An 18,584-nucleotide genomic window follows, 5' to 3' on the forward strand; every position below is an offset into this window, starting at 1 on the left:
CTAGGCGCGGACGGTTTCGTGGAGTCGACGACGCAGAAACCGACGAGGGTTGGGTGGGGACGGATGAACGACAGTGCGGTCCACGCGGTGCGGCTGGACGCCGTCAGCAGACGGTACGGGGCGGGGGCCGGCGCCGTGACGGCCCTCGACGAGGTCTCCCTGGCCTTCCCCCGGGGCAGCTTCACCGCCGTCATGGGTCCGTCCGGCTCGGGCAAGTCGACCCTCCTGCAGTGTGCCGCCGGTCTGGACCGGCCCACGTCGGGCTCGGTCCTCGTGGGCGGCACCGACCTGACCGGGCTGAGCGAGACCCGGCTGACGCTGCTGCGCCGCGAGCGCGTCGGCTTCGTCTTCCAGGCGTTCAACCTGCTGCCGTCGCTGACCGCCGAGCAGAACGTGGCGCTGCCGCTGCGGCTGGCCGGACGCCGGCCCGGCCGCGCACGGGTGCGCGAGGTGCTGCGCCAGGTGGGGCTCGGCGACCGCGCCGGGCACCGGCCCGCGGAGTTGTCCGGCGGCCAGCAGCAGCGGGTCGCCCTGGCCCGCGCCCTGATCACCCGCCCCGAGGTGCTGTTCGGCGACGAGCCGACCGGAGCCCTGGACTCGCGGACCGGCCGCGAGGTGCTGGCCCTGCTGCGCGGCATGGTCGACCGCGAGGGCCAGACCGTCCTCATGGTCACCCACGACCCGGTCGCCGCCTCCTACGCGGACCGCGTGGTCTTCCTCGTCGACGGCCGCGTCCACGGCGAACTGTCCGGCGCCGGCGCCGACACGATCGCCGCCCGGCTGGCCCGGCTGGAGACCGGCACCCGCCCCGCCCGCACGCCCCGACCGGAGGCCCACCCGTGCTGAGCGTCGCCCTGCGCACCCTGCGCACCCGCTGGGTCACCTTCCTCGGCAGCTTCGTCGCGCTGTCGCTCGGTGTCGCCCTGCTGACCGTGACGGGGCTCGCCCTCGCCTCGTCGGTGGACGCGCCGGAGCAGCGACCGGAGCGGTTCGCCGCGGCGCCGGTCGTGGTGCGGGGCCAGGACACCCTGCGGGTCCCCACGCCGATCGGCGACCGCACGCAGCGGCTGGCCCATCCGCGGGCCGTGCCGGACGGCGTCGTCGCGGAGCTGCGACGCCTCGGCCGGGTCGTGGCGGACCGGTCCTTCCCGGTCCGCGCCGAGGGCGGGCCCGGCGACCTGGTGGGGCACCCGTGGTCCACGGCCGCGTTCGCCCCGTACGGGATCGACGCGGGCCGGGCGCCGCGCGCCGCCGGCGAGGTCGTCGTCACCGGCGGCTGGGCCGGGCCCGGCGAGCGGATCCGCACGGACCGGGGCGCCGTCGAGGTCGTGGGCACCGTGCCCGACCGCGGCTTCGAGAACGCCGTCTTCTACACCGACGCCGAGGCCGCGCGGCTCTCCCCGGTCAGCCTTCAACTCGCGGTCGACGCGGACGCGGCCGCCGTACGGGACGCGGTGCGCGCCGGCGCGGGGGTGCGGATCTTCACCGGCGACGACCGCCGGTTCGCCGACGCCGGTCCGGACCGGGACCGCGAGGCGCTGACCGCGATGAACGCCCTGTTCGGCACGGCCGGCGGCGTCACCGCCTTCGTGTCGGTGTTCGTCGTGGCGTCCACGTTCGCCTTCGCCGTCGCCCAGCGGCGCCGGGAGTTCGGGCTGCTGCGCACCGCCGGGGCGACGCCCGGCCAGATCCGCCGGACGGTGGTCGCCGAGGCCCTGGGCCTGGGTGTGCTCGCCTCGGCGGCGGGGTGCGCGCTGGGCGCGTGGGGCGCGCCGCACCTGGCCGCCCGGGTGGTCGACGGCGGCCTGGCACCGGCCTGGTTCACGATCGGGGACCACGTCTGGCCGTACCACACGGCCTTCTGGACGGGCCTCCTCGTCGCCCTGTGCGGTGTGATCGCCGCGTCCTGGCGGGCAGGCCGGACCGCCCCCACCCAGGCGCTGCGCGAGGCCTCCGTCGAAGCCGGGACGATGACCCGGGGCCGGTGGCTGTCCGGCACGGTCCTGCTGCTGACCGCGCTGGGGACGCTCGCCTTCGCGCTGGCGGACGCGCCCGGCGACCTGCTGCACCGCAAGACGTACGTGAGCCGCCCGATGCTGCTGATCACCGCGGTCGCGCTGCTCGCCCCCGCGGTGGTGCGCCCGCTGACCCGGCTGCTGGCCTGGCTGCCTGCCCGGCTCCCAGGCGCGGGAGGCATGCTCGTCCGGGAGAACGCAGCCGCCGGGGTGCGCCGCACGGCCGCCGTCGCGGCGCCCGTGCTGGTGACGGTCGCCCTCGCGGGCTCGCTGCTCGGCGCCACCGCGACGCTCGACGAGGCCGGGGCCGCCGAGGCGCGCGAGCGGACCGCCGCCGCCTTCGTGATCACGGGAACGGGCGACGCGGGCTTCGACGCGCGGACGGTGGACCGGATGCGCTCGGTGCCCGGGGCGGTCGTCTCCCCGAGCGCGTCGAGCGCGGTGTACGCCCTGGAGGACGGCGTCGCGCTCATCAGGTCCGACGCGCGTGCCGTCGCCGACCCCGCGGCGCTCTCCGCCACCACCCGGCTGCCGCTCGCCGCGGGAAGCCTCGCCGCCCTCGACGACTCCTCGATCATCGTCAACGAGGAGTGGGAACGGCACTCCGTGGGCCGGAGCGTGCGGGTCTGGCTCGGCGACGGCACCCGCAGGACGCTGCGCGTCGCCGCCGTGATGCGGACCGGCACCGGCGGCAACGGCGTCTACGTCACCTCGGCCAACGCCCCCCGTGCCCCGGTCGACCGCGTGGACGTCGCCCTCGCCGACGGCGCCGACGCCGGCACGGTGGCCGCGGGACTGCGCGCGGCGGTGGACGCGGCCGGCGGGCGGGTGTCGGCCCGGGACGAGTGGCTCGCGGACACCCGCCGGGAGACCGGCGGCACGACTCGGGCCGGCCTCTTCCTGGTCCTGGGCATCGCCCTGCTCTACACCGGGATCTCCCTGGTCAACACCATGGCGATGGCCACCTCCGACCGGGTGCGCGAGCTGGCGGCACTGCGCCTGGCGGGGGCCACCGGACGGCAGGTGCTGCGCCTGGTCGGCGCCGAGTCGCTGACGGTGGTGGCCGTCGGCGCACTGCTCGGGCTGGTCGTGGCCGCTCTCAACCTGGCCGGGATGTGGGGCGCGCTGGGCCTGCTCTCGGTGCACACCACGATCGAGCTGCCGTGGGCGGAACTGGGCGCGGTGACGGCCTGCTGCGCGGTGCTCGCGGTGGCCGCCTCGGTGGCACCGGCGGCCCTCGCCCTGCGGCGGCGCGCGGTGGAACTCGCCGGGGCGCGCGAGTAGGAGCCCCCGGTGCCGCTCCGGACGTGCGAGAGGGCCCGTACGACCGGAGTCGTACGGGCCCTCTCAGGCATCAGCCCATGTCAGGTCATGGGACCGACAAGCAAGCGGAGCTTACTTGTTGATCTTGGTGACCTGGCCGGCGCCCACGGTCCGGCCACCCTCGCGGATGGCGAACTTCAGGCCCTCTTCCATGGCGACGGGCTGGATGAGCTCCACCTTCATCTCGGTGTTGTCACCCGGCATGACCATCTCGGTGCCCTCGGGGAGGGTCACGACGCCGGTCACGTCCGTCGTACGGAAGTAGAACTGCGGACGGTAGTTGTTGAAGAACGGCGTGTGGCGGCCACCCTCGTCCTTGGACAGGATGTAGGCCTGCGCCTCGAACTCGGTGTGCGGGGTGACCGAGCCCGGCTTGATGATGACCTGGCCGCGCTCGACGTCCTCGCGCTTGATGCCGCGGAGCAGGAGGCCGACGTTCTCACCGGCCTGGCCCTCGTCGAGCAGCTTGCGGAACATCTCGATACCGGTGACCGTGGTGGTGGTCTTCTCGGTCTTGATGCCGATGATGTCGACGGTCTCGTTGACCTTGAGGATGCCGCGCTCGATACGACCGGTGACGACGGTGCCACGACCGGTGATCGTGAAGACGTCCTCGATCGGCATCAGGAACGGCTTGTCGACGTCGCGCTCGGGCTCCGGGATGGACTCGTCCACGGCCTTCATGAGCTCGAGGACCGAGTTGCCCCACTCCTTGTCGCCCTCGAGGGCCTTCAGAGCGGAGACCTTGACGACCGGAAGCTCGTCGCCCGGGAACTCGTACTCGGAGAGGAGCTCACGCACCTCGAGCTCGACGAGCTCCAGGATCTCCTCGTCGTCCACCATGTCGGCCTTGTTCAGGGCGACGACGATGTACGGAACGCCGACCTGGCGGGCCAGGAGCACGTGCTCCTTGGTCTGCGGCATCGGGCCGTCGGTGGCCGCGACCACGAGGATGGCGCCGTCCATCTGCGCCGCACCCGTGATCATGTTCTTGATGTAGTCCGCGTGACCGGGGCAGTCGACGTGCGCGTAGTGACGCGTCTCCGTCTGGTACTCGACGTGCGCGATGGAGATCGTGATACCGCGCTGGCGCTCCTCAGGAGCCTTGTCGATCTGGTCGAAGGCCGAGGCCTCGTTCAGGTCGGGGTACGCGTCGTGCAGCACCTTGGTAATGGCGGCCGTGAGGGTCGTCTTACCGTGGTCGATGTGACCGATGGTGCCGATGTTGACGTGCGGCTTAGTCCGCTCGAACTTCGCCTTCGCCACTGGGGTCCTCCTGTGGAGTGGTTCTGTACGCCTTACTCATCGGCGCCAGGTGATCTTTGCTGGAAAGCCCGGGTGCCGGGGCATTCCGCCGGGTTGTGGCGGAATGCCCCATGCTGGCTCCGGGGTCAAGCCTAAAGCGTGGGAACGGGGTCCGGTAAACGGACTCTGTTACTCGCCCTTGGCCTTCGCGATGATCTCCTCGGCGACGTTCCGGGGAACCTCGGCGTAGGAGTCGAACTGCATCGAGTAGCTTGCGCGACCCGACGTCTTGCTGCGGAGGTCTCCGACGTAGCCGAACATCTCCGACAGCGGCACGAGGCCCTTCACGACGCGGGCACCCATCCGCTCCTCCATGGCCTGGATCTGGCCACGGCGGGAGTTGATGTCACCGATGACGTCGCCCATGTAGTCCTCGGGCGTGGTGACCTCGACGGCCATCATCGGCTCGAGGAGCACGGGCGAAGCCTTGCGCGCGGCCTCCTTGAAGGCCTGCGAACCGGCGATCTTGAAGGCGAGCTCGGAGGAGTCGACCTCGTGGTAGCCACCGTCGATGAGCGTGACGCGGACGCCCGTCATCTCGTAGCCGGCCAGGATGCCGAACTGCATGGCCTCCTGAGCACCGGCGTCCACCGAAGGGATGTACTCCTTCGGGATGCGGCCACCGGTCACCTTGTTCACGAACTCGTACGAGGCGTCGCCGCCCTCGATCGGCTCGATCGCGATCTGCACCTTGGCGAACTGACCGGTACCACCGGTCTGCTTCTTGTGGGTGTAGTCCACGCGCTCGACGGCCTTGCGGATCGTCTCGCGGTACGCGACCTGCGGCTTGCCGACGTTGGCCTCGACCTTGAACTCACGGCGCATGCGGTCGACCAGCACCTCGAGGTGCAGCTCGCCCATACCGCCGATGATGGTCTGGCCGGTCTCCTCGTCCGAGTGGACCTGGAAGGAGGGGTCCTCCTCGGCCAGGCGCTGGATCGCGACGCCGAGCTTCTCCTGGTCGCCCTTCGACTTGGGCTCGATGGCGACCTGGATGACCGGCGCCGGGAAGTCCATGGACTCCAGGATGACCGGGTTCTTGTCGTCGGACAGCGTCTCACCGGTGGTGGTCTGCTTCAGGCCCATGACGGCGACGATGTCGCCGGCGCCCACCGACTCGATCTCCTCACGCTTGTTGGCGTGCATGCGGTAGATCTTGCCGATGCGCTCCTTCTTGCCCTTGACGGGGTTCAGCACGGCGGTGCCGGACACCAGGCGGCCCGAGTAGACCCGGACGAAGGTGAGCTTGCCGAGGTGCGGGTCGCTCATGATCTTGAACGCGAGCGCGGCCAGCGGCTCTTCCTCGGACGGCTTGCGCTTGACGACGACCTCGGGGTCCTTGACGTCGTGGCCCTCGATGGCCTCGACGTCGAGCGGGGTCGGCAGGTAGCGCACGACCGCGTCGAGCAGGGGCTGGACGCCCTTGTTCTTGAACGCAGTGCCGCAGAACACCGGGGTGACCGTGGTGTCGCTGGACTTGCCGGAGGCGATGGTGATGCGACGGATCGCGGCGTACAGCTGCTCCTCGGTGGGCTCCTGGCCCTCCAGGAACAGCTCCATGATCTCTTCGTCGTTCTCCGCGACGCCCTCGACCAGCTTGCCGCGCCACTCCTCGGCGGCCTCGGTGTGCGTGGCCGGGATGTCGACGACGTCGTACATCTCGCCCTTGGCGGCCTCGGCGGACCACACGAGCGCCTTCATGCGGACCAGGTCCACGACGCCCTTGAAGTCGGCCTCGGCACCGATCGGGAGCTGCATGACGAGCGGCTGGGCGCCCAGGCGGTCCGAGATCATCTCCACGCAGCGGTGGAACTCGGCGCCGGTGCGGTCCAGCTTGTTCACGAAGCAGATACGCGGCACGCCGTAACGGTCGGCCTGACGCCACACCGTCTCGGACTGCGGCTCGACACCGGCGACACCGTCGAACACGGTCACGGCACCGTCGAGCACACGCAGGGAACGCTCCACCTCGACGGTGAAGTCGACGTGCCCCGGGGTGTCGATGATGTTGATCGTGTAGTCGTTGTCCTCGAGCGGCCAGTGACAGGTGGTCGCAGCAGACGTGATCGTGATGCCACGCTCCTGCTCCTGCTCCATCCAGTCCATCGTGGCGGCGCCGTCGTGGACCTCACCGATCTTGTACGACACACCGGTGTAGAACAGGATCCGCTCGGTGGTGGTCGTCTTGCCCGCGTCGATGTGGGCCATGATCCCGATGTTGCGGACCTTGGCCAGGTCAAGTGAAGTGGTAGCCATAAGGCTTCAGTCTTCTCTCGGTCTCGATGGGGGTAGCGACTACCAGCGGTAGTGCGCGAAGGCCTTGTTGGACTCGGCCATCTTGTGCGTGTCCTCGCGCTTCTTCACAGCGGCACCGAGGCCGTTGGAGGCGTCGAGGAGCTCGTTGAGCAGACGCTCGGTCATGGTCTTCTCGCGACGGGCGCGGGAGTAACCGACGAGCCAGCGCAGCGCGAGGGTGTTGGCGCGACCGGGCTTGACCTCGATCGGCACCTGGTACGTCGCACCACCGACGCGGCGGGACTTGACCTCGAGGGTCGGCTTGATGTTCTCGAGAGCGCGCTTCAGCGTGATGACCGGGTCGTTGCCGGTCTTCTCGCGCAGGCCCTCCATGGCGCCGTAGACGATGCGCTCGGCGGTGGAGCGCTTGCCGTTCAGCAGCACCTTGTTGATCAGGGAGGTCACCAGAGGAGAACCGTAGACCGGGTCGATGATGACCGGGCGCTTCGGGGCGGGGCCCTTACGAGGCATTCTTACTTCTCCTTCTTGGCGCCGTAGCGGCTGCGGGCCTGCTTGCGGTTCTTCACACCCTGGGTGTCAAGCGAACCGCGGATGATCTTGTAGCGAACACCCGGCAGGTCCTTCACACGGCCGCCGCGCACGAGCACGATGGAGTGCTCCTGCAGGTTGTGCCCCTCACCCGGAATGTAAGCGGTGACCTCGATCCCGCTGGTCAGACGCACACGCGCGACCTTACGCAGGGCCGAGTTCGGCTTCTTCGGGGTGGTCGTGAACACACGCGTGCAGACGCCGCGGCGCTGAGGGGAACCCTCGAGTGCGGGCGTCTTGTTCTTCTCGACCTTGTCCTGCCGGCCCTTCCGGACCAGCTGCTGGATCGTAGGCACTACTTCTCCGGTTTCTGTGTGCCGAATGGTGAAGCTAACCCGGAACATTCGCCGACCCACGCGGTCGGGTGTGTCGAAGCCGCGAACCCCTGCCGCCAGGCGGGAGAGAGCGCGGATTGCGGTGGCCGAACACGACCCTCACCGCGGTTGAAGACACGCACGAGGGCCAGGGCACACCCCAGGCACAAGGTCTGAGCGTACCTATCGCATTCGCTGCGGTCAAAACAAATGGGCGGCACCGGCAGCGGCACCCGTTTCGCACCGATTCGTCCCGATCACCGGCGGCACCTCAGCCCCGCGGCAGGGGCACCCGCGGCCCCGCGGGGTCCGCGTCGGAGCCGGCCTCGGCGGGCGTCGGCGCGGCCGTGTCGTCCCGGACGAAGTACGTCGGCCGGTTCTGCACCGCCGTGTATATGCGCCCGACATACTCACCGAGCAGGCCCACGCAGATCAGCTGCACGGCGCCGATGAACACGATGCCGGTGAAGAGCGAGGTCCAGCCCGGGACCGTGCGGCCCAGCGCGAAGGCGGTCAGCGTGTAGACCAGAAGCCCGAGGCAGACCACGAAGGCACCGGCGCCCAGCCAGGTGGCGATCCGCAGCGGCGCCGCCGAGAACCCGGTGACGCTGTCCACGGCGAGGCGGATCATCCGGCCCAGCGGGTACTTGGTGCGGCCGGCCTTGCGCGGCGCCCGCTCGTAGGTCACCGAGCCGCTCGGGAAGCCCAGCCAGGGAACGAGGAGGCGGTAGACCCGCTGCTGGTCCGGCAGGGCCTTGAGCGCGTCCACGGCGGCCCTGCTGAGCAGCCGGAAGTCACCGGCCTGCGCGAGCACCGACGGGCCGGCCAGGCGCCGCATCAGGCGGTAGTAGACCCCCGCCGACCACCGCTTGAACCCGGAGTCGCTGCTGCGGTCGGCCCGCACGCCGTAGACGATGTCCAGCCCCTGGCCGCGGGCCAGCCTCAGCATCTCGGGGATCTTCTCCGGCGGGTCCTGGAGGTCGGCGTCGAGGCTGACGACGTACGCGCCCGCGGCCCGGTCGAGCCCCGCCGTGAGGGCCGCCTGGTGTCCGGAGTTGCGCCGCAGCGCGACCACGCGCAGCTCCGGCCAGCCGAGCCGGAAGGCGGCGAGCAGCTCCGCCGTGCGGTCGATACTGCCGTCGTCCACGGCGACGACCTCGTGCGCCACGCCCAGCCCGGTCAGGACCGGGCGCAACCTGCTGACCAGCGCGGGCAGGACCTCTTCCTCGTTGAACATGGGTATGACGACCGACAGCACGACGGGTTCGTGCTGCTCCGCGTCCGGTTCCTCGGGCACCGCGCCTCCCCTCTCCCTGACACCGAGTACAGATGTGCGACTCTTGTGCGATCTTATGGCAGCAATTGACGCCTGAGGGTGGGCCAAGGGGGATGACAGCCATGGACACGGCCGCCGACGACACGGTGACCGACGGGTCGGACGGCGCCCGCGCCGCGCGGGCCGACGGGCCCCGGGACCGCCCCTGGGCGGCCTGGCCGCCCCGCCTGCCGGACCGCGCCCGCCCCTACCTGGCCCCGCTCCTGCTGTACGGCGTCACGAAGCTCACCGGCCTCGGCGTCTTCGCCGCCCTGCTGACGTACGCCGGGGACTTCCGGGAGAAGAACCCGCGCTTCGGCGGCGGCGCCCACTGGTGGGACGTCCTGGCCACCTGGGACGGCTGGTGGTACCTCCAGGTCGCCGAGCACGGCTACCACCCCTCCCTGGTCCGGCTCGACTCCGAGGGCCTGTTCACGGTCCAGCAGAACTCGGTGGCGTTCTTCCCCCTCTACCCGGCGCTGATCCGCATGGTCTCGGAGTCCACGGGCCTCGGCCTGTACGGCTCCGGGATCCTGGTCTCCGTCGTCTCCTCGTTCGTCGCGGCGGCGGGGATCTACGCCGTGATCTCCCTGCTCGCGGGCGCCCGGGCGGGCACGATCGCGGCCGGCCTGTGGGCCGTGGCCCCGGGCGCCGGCGTCGAGTGGGCGGTGTACTCCGAGTCCCTTTTCGTCGCCCTCGCCGCCTGGACCTGCTACGCGGTGATGACCCGGCGCTGGGTGACGGCGGGCCTGCTCGCCTTCACCGCCGGCCTGAACCGGCCCACGTCCGCCGTCCTCATCGGCGCCGTGGGACTCGCCGCCCTGGTGACGCTGGCCCGCCCCGAGTCCCGGCGCGAACACGGGATACGCGGCCCGGTGTACGCCATGCTCGTCGCCCCCGTCGGACTGCTCGGCTACATCGCCTGGGTCGGCTGGAGCACGGGCGAGGCGACCGCCTACTTCACCCTCCAGCGCGAGGGCTGGGCCCACTTCTTCGACTACGGCGCCTACACCCTGGACGTGCTGCGCAACCTCGCCGTGGGCAGGGGCGACTACCCCTTCGCCTTCTCCACCCCGGACCTGCTCTCCCTCCAGCTGGTCCTGGCGCTGCCCTTCCTCATCGCCCTGATGCTGCGCAGGCGGCCCCCGCTGGTGCTGGTCGCCTACACCCTGGCCTCGATCATCACGGTCCTGGGCACCCAGCAGATGTTCGGCAACACCATGCGCTACCTGCTCCCCGCCTTCCCCCTCCTCCTGGCCCCCGCCGCGGCCCTCGCCCGCCAGAAGCTCCCGACCCTGGCGGTCTTCTTCACCACGGCCGCCGTCGCCTCCGGCTGGTACGCGCACTACGTGATCTTCGAACTGGGCGTGCCGTAGCCGCCCCGCGCGAGAACGCCGAAGGGCGGCCACCCCACGGGGTGGCCGCCCTTCGTTCGTTCAACCGGCTCGCTTACTGGTTGTACGGACCGTAGTCGTAGTCCTCCAGCGGAACGGCCTGGCCGGAGCCCGTGCCGAACGGCGAGTAGTCGATGTCGTCGTAGCCGACGGCCGAGTACATCGCGGCCTTGGCCTCCTCGGTCGGCTCGACCCGGATGTTGCGGTAGCGGGACAGGCCCGTACCGGCCGGGATGAGCTTACCGATGATGACGTTCTCCTTGAGGCCGATGAGGCTGTCGGACTTGGCGTTGATCGCCGCGTCCGTCAGCACTCGGGTCGTCTCCTGGAAGGAGGCGGCCGACAGCCAGGACTCCGTCGCCAGCGAGGCCTTGGTGATACCCATCAGCTGCGGACGACCGGAGGCCGGGTGACCGCCCTCCTGGACCACACGACGGTTCTCGGTCTCGAACTTCGTGCGCTCGACCAGCTCGCCGGGCAGCAGCTCCGCGTCGCCCGACTCGATGATCGTCACGCGGCGCAGCATCTGCCGGATGATGATCTCGATGTGCTTGTCGTGGATCGACACACCCTGCGAGTTGTAGACCTTCTGGACCTCGCCGACCAGGTGGACCTGGACCGCGCGCTGACCGAGGATCCGCAGCACGTCGTGCGGGTTGGTGGCACCCACGGTGAGCTTCTGGCCCACCTCGACGTGGTCGCCCTCGCCCACGAGCAGACGGGCGCGCTTCGAGATCGGGAACGCCGTCTCGTCGCTGCCGTCGTCCGGGGTGACGACGATCTTCTTCGTCTTCTCGGTCTCCTCGATCCGGACGCGGCCGGAGGCCTCGGAGATCGGGGCGACACCCTTCGGGGTACGGGCCTCGAAGAGCTCGACGACACGCGGCAGACCCTGCGTGATGTCGTCACCGGCCACACCACCGGTGTGGAAGGTACGCATCGTCAGCTGGGTGCCGGGCTCACCGATGGACTGGGCGGCGATGATGCCGACCGCCTCACCGATGTCGACCAGCTTGCCGGTGGCCAGCGAGCGGCCGTAGCACATGGCGCAGGTGCCGACCTGGGACTCGCAGGTCAGGATCGAGCGGGTCTTGACCTCCTCGACGCCGTGGGCGACCAGGGCGTCGATCAGGACGTCACCGAGGTCGACGTTGGCCGGCGCGATCACCTTGCCGTCGATGACGACGTCCTCGGCGAGCATGCGGGCGTAGACGCTGGTCTCGACGTCCTCGGCCTTGCGCAGCGTCCCGTCCGCGTCACGCGTGGCGATCGGCAGCTTGAGACCGCGCTCGGTGCCGCAGTCCTCCTCGCGAATGATGACGTCCTGGGAGACGTCGACCAGACGACGCGTGAGGTAACCCGAGTCGGCGGTACGCAGAGCGGTGTCCGCCAGACCCTTACGGGCACCGTGGGTGGAGATGAAGTACTCCAGCACGGACAGGCCCTCACGGAAGGAGGCCTTGATGGGACGCGGGATCGTCTCGTTCTTGGCGTTCGACACCAGACCGCGCATACCGGCGATCTGACGCATCTGCATCATGTTTCCGCGAGCGCCCGAGTTCACCATCATGGAGACCGGGTTGGTCTTCGGGAAGTTGTCGTTCATCGCCTCGGCGACCTCGTTGGTCGCCTTGGTCCAGATCGCGATGAGCTCCTGCGTGCGCTCTTCCTTGGTGATCAGACCGCGCTCGTACTGCTTCTGGACCTTCTCGTCCTGCGCCTCGTAGCCCTTGACGATCTCCTTCTTCGCGTCGGGGACGACGATGTCGGAGATGGCGACGGTGACGCCGGAACGGGTGGCCCAGAAGAAGCCGGCCGCCTTCAGGTTGTCGAGCGTCGCCGCCACGATGACCTTCGGGTAGCGCTCGGCGAGGTCGTTGACGATCTCGGAGAGCTGCTTCTTGCCGACCTCGTAGTCGACGAACGGGTAGTCCTCGGGCAGCAGCTCGTTGAAGAGCGCGCGGCCCAGTGTGGTCTTCAGGGTGAAGGTGTCACCCTGCTGCCACTCCGGCTCACCCTCCTCGCGGGCCGGCGGCTCGAAGCCGCGGGGCGGGATGGTTCCCACCGGGAAGCGGATGTCGATCTTCGCCTGAAGCGTCAGGTCCCCGGCGTCGAAGGCCATGATCGCCTCGGCGGAGGAGCCGAATGCACGGCCCTCGCCCTTGGGGCCACGACCCTCGGAGTCGGTGGTGAGGAAGAACAGACCGAGGACCATGTCCTGGGTCGGCATCGTCACCGGACGGCCGTCGGCCGGCTTGAGGATGTTGTTCGAGGACAGCATCAGGATGCGGGCCTCGGCCTGCGCCTCCGCGGAGAGCGGCAGGTGGACGGCCATCTGGTCACCGTCGAAGTCCGCGTTGAACGCGGTGCAGACGAGCGGGTGGATCTGGATGGCCTTGCCCTCGACCAGCTGCGGCTCGAAGGCCTGGATGCCGAGGCGGTGCAGGGTGGGCGCACGGTTCAGCAGAACCGGGTGCTCCGCGATGACCTCTTCGAGCACGTCGTACACGACCGTGCGGCCGCGCTCGACCATGCGCTTGGCGCTCTTGATGTTCTGCGCGTGGTTCAGGTCGACCAGGCGCTTCATCACGAACGGCTTGAAGAGCTCCAGCGCCATGGCCTTGGGCAGACCGCACTGGTGCAGCTTCAGCTGCGGGCCGACGACGATGACGGAACGCGCCGAGTAGTCGACTCGCTTGCCGAGCAGGTTCTGACGGAAGCGGCCCTGCTTGCCCTTGAGCATGTCGGACAGCGACTTCAGCGGACGGTTGCCGGGGCCCGTCACCGGGCGGCCGCGGCGGCCGTTGTCGAAGAGCGCGTCGACGGCCTCCTGGAGCATGCGCTTCTCGTTGTTCACGATGATCTCGGGCGCGCCGAGGTCGAGAAGCCGCTTCAGGCGGTTGTTGCGGTTGATGACGCGGCGGTACAGGTCGTTCAGGTCGGAGGTCGCGAAGCGGCCACCGTCCAGCTGCACCATCGGACGCAGGTCCGGCGGGATGACCGGCACGCAGTCGAGCACCATGCCCTTGGGGCTGTTGCTGGTCTGCAGGAACGCGGAGACGACCTTGAGGCGCTTGAGCGCACGGGTCTTCTTCTGGCCCTTGCCGGTGCGGATGATCTCGCGGAGGCGCTCGGCCTCCTCGTCGAGGTCGAAGGACTCCAGGCGCTTCTGCAGCGCGGCGGCGCCCATCGAGCCGTCGAAGTAGGTGCCGAAGCGGTCGCGCAGCTCGCGGTAGAGCAGCTCGTCGCCCTCGAGGTCCTGGACCTTGAGGTTCTTGAACCGGTTCCACACCTCGTCGAGGCGGTCGATCTCGCGCTGCGCACGGTCGCGCAGCTGCTTCATCTCGCGCTCGGCACCCTCGCGCACCTTGCGGCGCACGTCGGCCTTGGCGCCCTCGGCCTCCAGCTCGGCCAGGTCGGTCTCGAGCTTCTTGGCGCGGGCCTCGAGGTCGGCGTCGCGGCGCTGCTCGATCTGCTGGCGCTCGACGGAGACGTGGGCCTCCAGCGAGGGCAGGTCGCGCGTACGGCGCTCCTCGTCCACGAACGTGATCATGTACGCGGCGAAGTAGATGACCTTCTCGAGGTCCTTCGGCGCCAGGTCCAGCAGGTAGCCCAGGCGCGACGGGACGCCCTTGAAGTACCAGATGTGGGTGACGGGAGCGGCCAGCTCGATGTGGCCCATCCGCTCACGGCGCACCTTGGCGCGGGTGACCTCGACGCCACAGCGCTCGCAGATGATGCCCTTGAAGCGGACGCGCTTGTACTTGCCGCAGTAGCACTCCCAGTCCCGGGTCGGACCGAAGATCTTCTCGCAGAAGAGTCCGTCCTTCTCGGGCTTGAGGGTGCGGTAGTTGATGGTCTCGGGCTTCTTGACCTCGCCGTGGCTCCACTGACGGATGTCGTCAGCGGTGGCCAGACCGATCCGGAGCTCATCGAAGAAGTTGACGTCGAGCACTATGCGTCAATCCCTCTCAGGGTTGTAAGTCTGTGGTCTGAAACGGGGGTCGCGGGGTCGGCGGGGCCTCTGCGGAAGAGGCCCCGCCTGACTCCCGTCAGACCTCTTCGACGCTGCTCGGCTCGCGCCGGGACAGGTCGATGCCAAGCTCCTCCGCGGCGCGGAAGACGTCCTCGTCGGTGTCACGCATCTCGATGGACATGCCGTCCGAGGACAGCACCTCCACGTTGAGGCACAGGGACTGCATCTCCTTGATGAGCACCTTGAAGGACTCGGGGATGCCGGGCTCAGGGATGTTCTCGCCCTTGACGATGGCCTCGTAGACCTTCACGCGGCCGGTCACGTCGTCGGACTTGATCGTCAGCAGCTCCTGGAGGGCGTACGCGGCGCCGTATGCCTCCAGCGCCCACACCTCCATCTCACCGAAGCGCTGGCCACCGAACTGGGCCTTACCACCCAGCGGCTGCTGGGTGATCATCGAGTACGGGCCGGTCGACCGGGCGTGCAGCTTGTCGTCGACCAGGTGGTGCAGCTTGAGGATGTACATGTACCCGACCGAGATCGGGTCCGGGAACGGCTCACCGCTGCGGCCGTCGAACAGCCGCGCCTTGCCGGTGGGGAGCACCATGCGCTCGCCGTCCCGGTTCGGGATGGTGTGCTGGAGCAGGCCGGCCAGCTCGTCCTCGCGCGCACCGTCGAAGACGGGGGTGGCGACGTTGGTGCCGGGCTCGACCTTGTCGGCGCCGATGGCCTGGAGGCGCTGCGCCCACTCCTCCGCGAGGCCGGAGACGTCCCAGCCGCGGCTGGCGAGCCAGCCGAGGTGGATCTCCAGGACCTGACCCGGGTTCATTCGGGACGGGACACCCAGCGGGTTCAGGATGATGTCGACGGGCGTGCCGTCCTCCAGGAACGGCATGTCCTCGATCGGGTTGATCTTGGAGATGACGCCCTTGTTGCCGTGACGGCCGGCGAGCTTGTCACCGTCGGTGATCTTGCGCTTCTGCGCCACGTACACGCGCACCAGCTGGTTCACACCGGGGGGAAGCTCGTCGCCCTCCTCGCGGTCGAAGACGCGGACGCCGATGACCTTGCCGATCTCGCCGTGCGGCACCTTCAGGGAGGTGTCGCGCACCTCGCGCGCCTTCTCACCGAAGATCGCGCGGAGCAGGCGCTCCTCCGGGGTCAGCTCGGTCTCGCCCTTGGGCGTGACCTTGCCGACGAGGATGTCGCCGGCGACGACCTCGGCACCGATGCGGATGATGCCGCGCTCGTCGAGGTCGGCGAGGACCTCCTCGGAGACGTTCGGGATGTCCCGGGTGATCTCCTCGGGGCCGAGCTTGGTGTCACGGGCGTCGACCTCGTGCTCCTCGATGTGGATCGAGGAGAGGACGTCGTCCTGCACGAGGCGCTGCGACAGGATGATCGCGTCCTCGTAGTTGTGACCCTCCCACGGCATGAACGCGACCAGCAGGTTCTTGCCGAGCGCCATCTCGCCGTTCTCGGTGGCCGGGCCGTCGGCCAGGACCTGGCCCTCGATGACCCGGTCGCCCTCGGCGACGATGACCTTCTGGTTGACCGAGGTTCCCTGGTTGGACCGGGAGAACTTGGCCAGGCGGTACGTGATGTACGTGCCGTCGTCGTTGGTGGTGGTGATGTAGTCCGCGGAGACCTCCTGGACCACACCCGCCTTCTCGGCCTTGACCACGTCACCGGCGTCGGCGGCGGAGCGGTACTCCATGCCGGTGCCGACGAGCGGGGACTCGCTCTTGATGAGCGGCACGGCCTGGCGCATCATGTTCGCGCCCATGAGGGCACGGTTGGCGTCGTCGTGCTCCAGGAACGGGATCATCGCGGTCGCGACCGACACCATCTGGCGCGGCGAGACGTCCATGTAGTCGACGTCGTCACCGGGGACGTAGTCGACCTCGCCGCCACGACGGCGGACCAGGACGCGGGCCTCGGAGAAGCGCATGTCGTCGTTGAGCGTGGCGTTGGCCTGCGCGATGACGAAGCGGTCCTCCTCGTCGGCGGTCAGGTAGTCCACCTCGTCGGTGACCTGGCCCTCGACGACCTTGCGGTACGGCGTCTCGATGAAGCCGAAGGGGTTGATCCGGCCGTACGAGGCGAGCGAGCCGATCAGACCGATGTTCGGGCCTTCGGGCGTCTCGATCGGGCACATGCGGCCGTAGTGCGACGGGTGGACGTCGCGGACCTCGAAGCCGGCCCGCTCACGGGAGAGACCACCCGGGCCGAGGGCGTTCAGACGACGCTTGTGCGTCAGCCCCGACAGCGGGTTGTTCTGGTCCATGAACTGGGACAGCTGGCTGGTGCCGAAGAACTCCTTGATGGAGGCGACGACCGGCCGGATGTTGATCAGGGTCTGCGGCGTGATCGCCTCGACGTCCTGGGTGGTCATGCGCTCGCGCACGACGCGCTCCATACGGGCGAGACCCGTACGGACCTGGTTCTGGATCAGCTCGCCGACGTTGCGGATGCGGCGGTTGCCGAAGTGGTCGATGTCGTCGGTCTCGACGACGATCTCCCGGCCCGACTCGCCGACCGTCTCGGTCTCACCGGCGTGCAGCTTCACCAGGTACTTGATGGTGGCGATGACGTCGTCGGTGGTGAGCACGCCGGCGTCCAGCGGCTCGTCCGCGCCGAGCTTCTTGTTGACCTTGTAGCGGCCGACCTTGGCGAGGTCGTAGCGCTTCGGGTTGAAGTACAGGTTCTCCAGAAGCGTCTGCGCGGCCTCACGCGTGGGCGGCTCGCCCGGACGCAGCTTGCGGTAGATGTCGAGCAGCGCGTCGTCCTGGCCCTGGGTGTGGTCCTTCTCCAGGGTGGCGCGCATGGACTCGTACTCGCCGAACTCCTCCAGGATCTGCTCGGTCGTCCAACCGAGAGCCTTGAGCAGGACGGTCACGGACTGCTTGCGCTTGCGGTCGATGCGGACACCGACCATGTCGCGCTTGTCGATCTCCATCTCCAGCCAGGCACCCCGGGACGGGATGATCTTGGCCGAGAAGATGTCCTTGTCGGACGTCTTGTCGATGGAGGAGTCGAAGTAGACGCCGGGCGAACGCACCAGCTGCGAGACCACGACACGCTCGGTGCCGTTGATGACGAAGGTGCCCTTGTTCGTCATGAGCGGGAAGTCGCCCATGAAGACCGTCTGGGACTTGATCTCGCCGGTCTCGTTGTTGGTGAACTCGGCGGTGACGAAGAGCGGGGCCGCGTACGTGAAGTCACGGTCCTTGCACTCGTCGATGCTGTTCTTCGGAGGCTCGAAACGGTGGTCGCGGAACGTCAGCGACATCGACCCGGAGAAGTCCTCGATCGGGGAGATCTCCTCGAAGATCTCCTCCAGACCGGACTTGGTGGGGACGTCCTGACCGGACTCCAGAGCCGACTCGACGCGAGCCTTCCACGCGTCGTTGCCGAGCAGCCAGTCGAAGCTCTCGGTTTGCAGCGCGAGAAGGTTCGGAACCTCGAGGGGCTCCTTGATCTTTGCAAAGGAGATGCGCAGCGGGGCGGTGCTGGCAGCGTTGTTCGTATTCGCGGTCGAGGCATTGCGCGAGGCGGCCAAGAGGGGGTCCTTCCGAGGGCTCGGACTCACTACGCGCGTACCGGCCCCTCTTCCGTGCACGGAGACAGGGGGTGCCTTACGTGGCTAAAGAGCCAGGTCAGGCATGCTCTGATCGTTAGTGCTCGGGCGAGGGCGGACCCCTGGTGACGGGCAGGGGGCAGCTAACAGGCAGCGCAAAGGGTCAGTGTAGCCACTTGGCACACTGATGTCCAGTGCGGTTCTCGGGGACCGTGTTCGCTCCTCGTTGTTCTCACCACCTGTGCGGCAAGGCCTCGCCCTCAACGCACCCAGATACTGCCCTCTTCGCCGTCGATCCATGCCTCGGATTCGGATCCTTGTGACGACGCCCTGAGAATTGCGCGCTGCGTGCGGTTCGTCAAGGCCCCCCTTGCCCAAACCGGTTGCCGCCAGGGGCTCTCAGGGCCCCGGCGACGGCACAACGAAGATCACCTTACTCTCCGCCGTCACGCGTGCAAGGCAACCGCCGCCGGACCCCCGGTACGCCGAAGAGCGACCACCCGGATGGATGATCGCTC

10 protein-coding genes are annotated in these 18,584 nt (G+C 69.0%); 3 read left to right on the top strand and 7 right to left on the bottom strand.

What is annotated here, in order from left to right:
• Positions 1-63: 63 nt before the first annotated feature.
• Positions 64-846, top strand: coding sequence for an ABC transporter ATP-binding protein (locus tag IE108_RS19100; RefSeq protein WP_079163631.1), 783 nt, complete (start codon positions 64-66; stop codon positions 844-846).
• Positions 840-3,299: an FtsX-like permease family protein gene (locus IE108_RS19105; RefSeq protein ID WP_064729337.1), complete on the top strand. Its 2,460-nt coding sequence runs from the start codon at positions 840-842 to the stop codon at positions 3,297-3,299. Before IE108_RS19100 ends, IE108_RS19105 begins: the two co-directional genes overlap by 7 nt.
• Before the next feature lie 111 nt (positions 3,300-3,410).
• Here IE108_RS19105 and tuf read toward each other — a convergent pair whose 3' ends face one another.
• The 5 genes from tuf to IE108_RS19130 all read right to left on the bottom strand — a co-directional run bounded on the left by tuf (position 3,411) and on the right by IE108_RS19130 (position 9,098).
• On the bottom strand, positions 3,411-4,604 hold the full coding sequence (gene tuf / locus IE108_RS19110) for an elongation factor Tu (protein ID WP_064729336.1): 1,194 nt from the start codon (positions 4,602-4,604) through the stop codon (positions 3,411-3,413).
• A 168-nt stretch (positions 4,605-4,772) separates the two neighbouring features.
• Positions 4,773-6,899: an elongation factor G gene (fusA, locus tag IE108_RS19115; protein WP_064729335.1), complete on the bottom strand. Its 2,127-nt coding sequence runs from the start codon at positions 6,897-6,899 to the stop codon at positions 4,773-4,775.
• A gap of 39 nt (positions 6,900-6,938) precedes the next feature.
• On the bottom strand, positions 6,939-7,409 hold the full coding sequence (rpsG, locus tag IE108_RS19120) for a 30S ribosomal protein S7 (RefSeq protein ID WP_003974303.1): 471 nt from the start codon (positions 7,407-7,409) through the stop codon (positions 6,939-6,941).
• A gap of 2 nt (positions 7,410-7,411) precedes the next feature.
• Positions 7,412-7,783, bottom strand: coding sequence for a 30S ribosomal protein S12 (rpsL, locus tag IE108_RS19125; protein WP_003948652.1), 372 nt, complete (start codon positions 7,781-7,783; stop codon positions 7,412-7,414).
• 289 nt (positions 7,784-8,072) lie between these two features.
• Positions 8,073-9,098: a glycosyltransferase family 2 protein gene (locus tag IE108_RS19130; RefSeq protein ID WP_064729334.1), complete on the bottom strand. Its 1,026-nt coding sequence runs from the start codon at positions 9,096-9,098 to the stop codon at positions 8,073-8,075.
• Positions 9,099-9,199: 101 nt separating this feature from the next.
• On the opposite strand from IE108_RS19130, the gene IE108_RS19135 reads away from it, so the two are divergent.
• A complete protein-coding gene (locus IE108_RS19135) occupies positions 9,200-10,492 on the top strand; it encodes a putative hexosyltransferase (protein WP_064729333.1) in 1,293 nt (430 codons plus the stop codon).
• A gap of 73 nt (positions 10,493-10,565) precedes the next feature.
• Here the strand turns inward: IE108_RS19135 and IE108_RS19140 are convergent, their stop codons facing one another.
• Positions 10,566-14,465, bottom strand: coding sequence for a DNA-directed RNA polymerase subunit beta' (locus tag IE108_RS19140; RefSeq protein ID WP_064729332.1), 3,900 nt, complete (start codon positions 14,463-14,465; stop codon positions 10,566-10,568).
• Between the two features lie 97 nt (positions 14,466-14,562).
• Positions 14,563-18,048 (bottom strand): DNA-directed RNA polymerase subunit beta, encoded by a 3,486-nt coding sequence (gene rpoB, locus IE108_RS19145; protein ID WP_064729331.1) that lies wholly within the window; start codon positions 18,046-18,048, stop codon positions 14,563-14,565.
• Between the last annotated feature and the right edge of the window lie 536 nt (positions 18,049-18,584).

Source organism: Streptomyces parvulus (assembly GCF_014648855.1).
GTDB classification, from domain to species: domain Bacteria; phylum Actinomycetota; class Actinomycetes; order Streptomycetales; family Streptomycetaceae; genus Streptomyces; species Streptomyces parvulus.

Excerpts from the sequence above, each read along its gene's own strand:
- IE108_RS19100 (WP_079163631.1), top strand. The coding sequence starts at position 64 with ATGAACGACAGTGCGGTCCACGCGGTGCGGCTGGACGCCGTCAGCAGA.
- fusA (WP_064729335.1), bottom strand. The coding sequence starts at position 6,899 with ATGGCTACCACTTCACTTGACCTGGCCAAGGTCCGCAACATCGGGATC.
- rpsG (WP_003974303.1), bottom strand. The coding sequence starts at position 7,409 with ATGCCTCGTAAGGGCCCCGCCCCGAAGCGCCCGGTCATCATCGACCCG.
- IE108_RS19135 (WP_064729333.1), top strand. The coding sequence starts at position 9,200 with ATGGACACGGCCGCCGACGACACGGTGACCGACGGGTCGGACGGCGCC.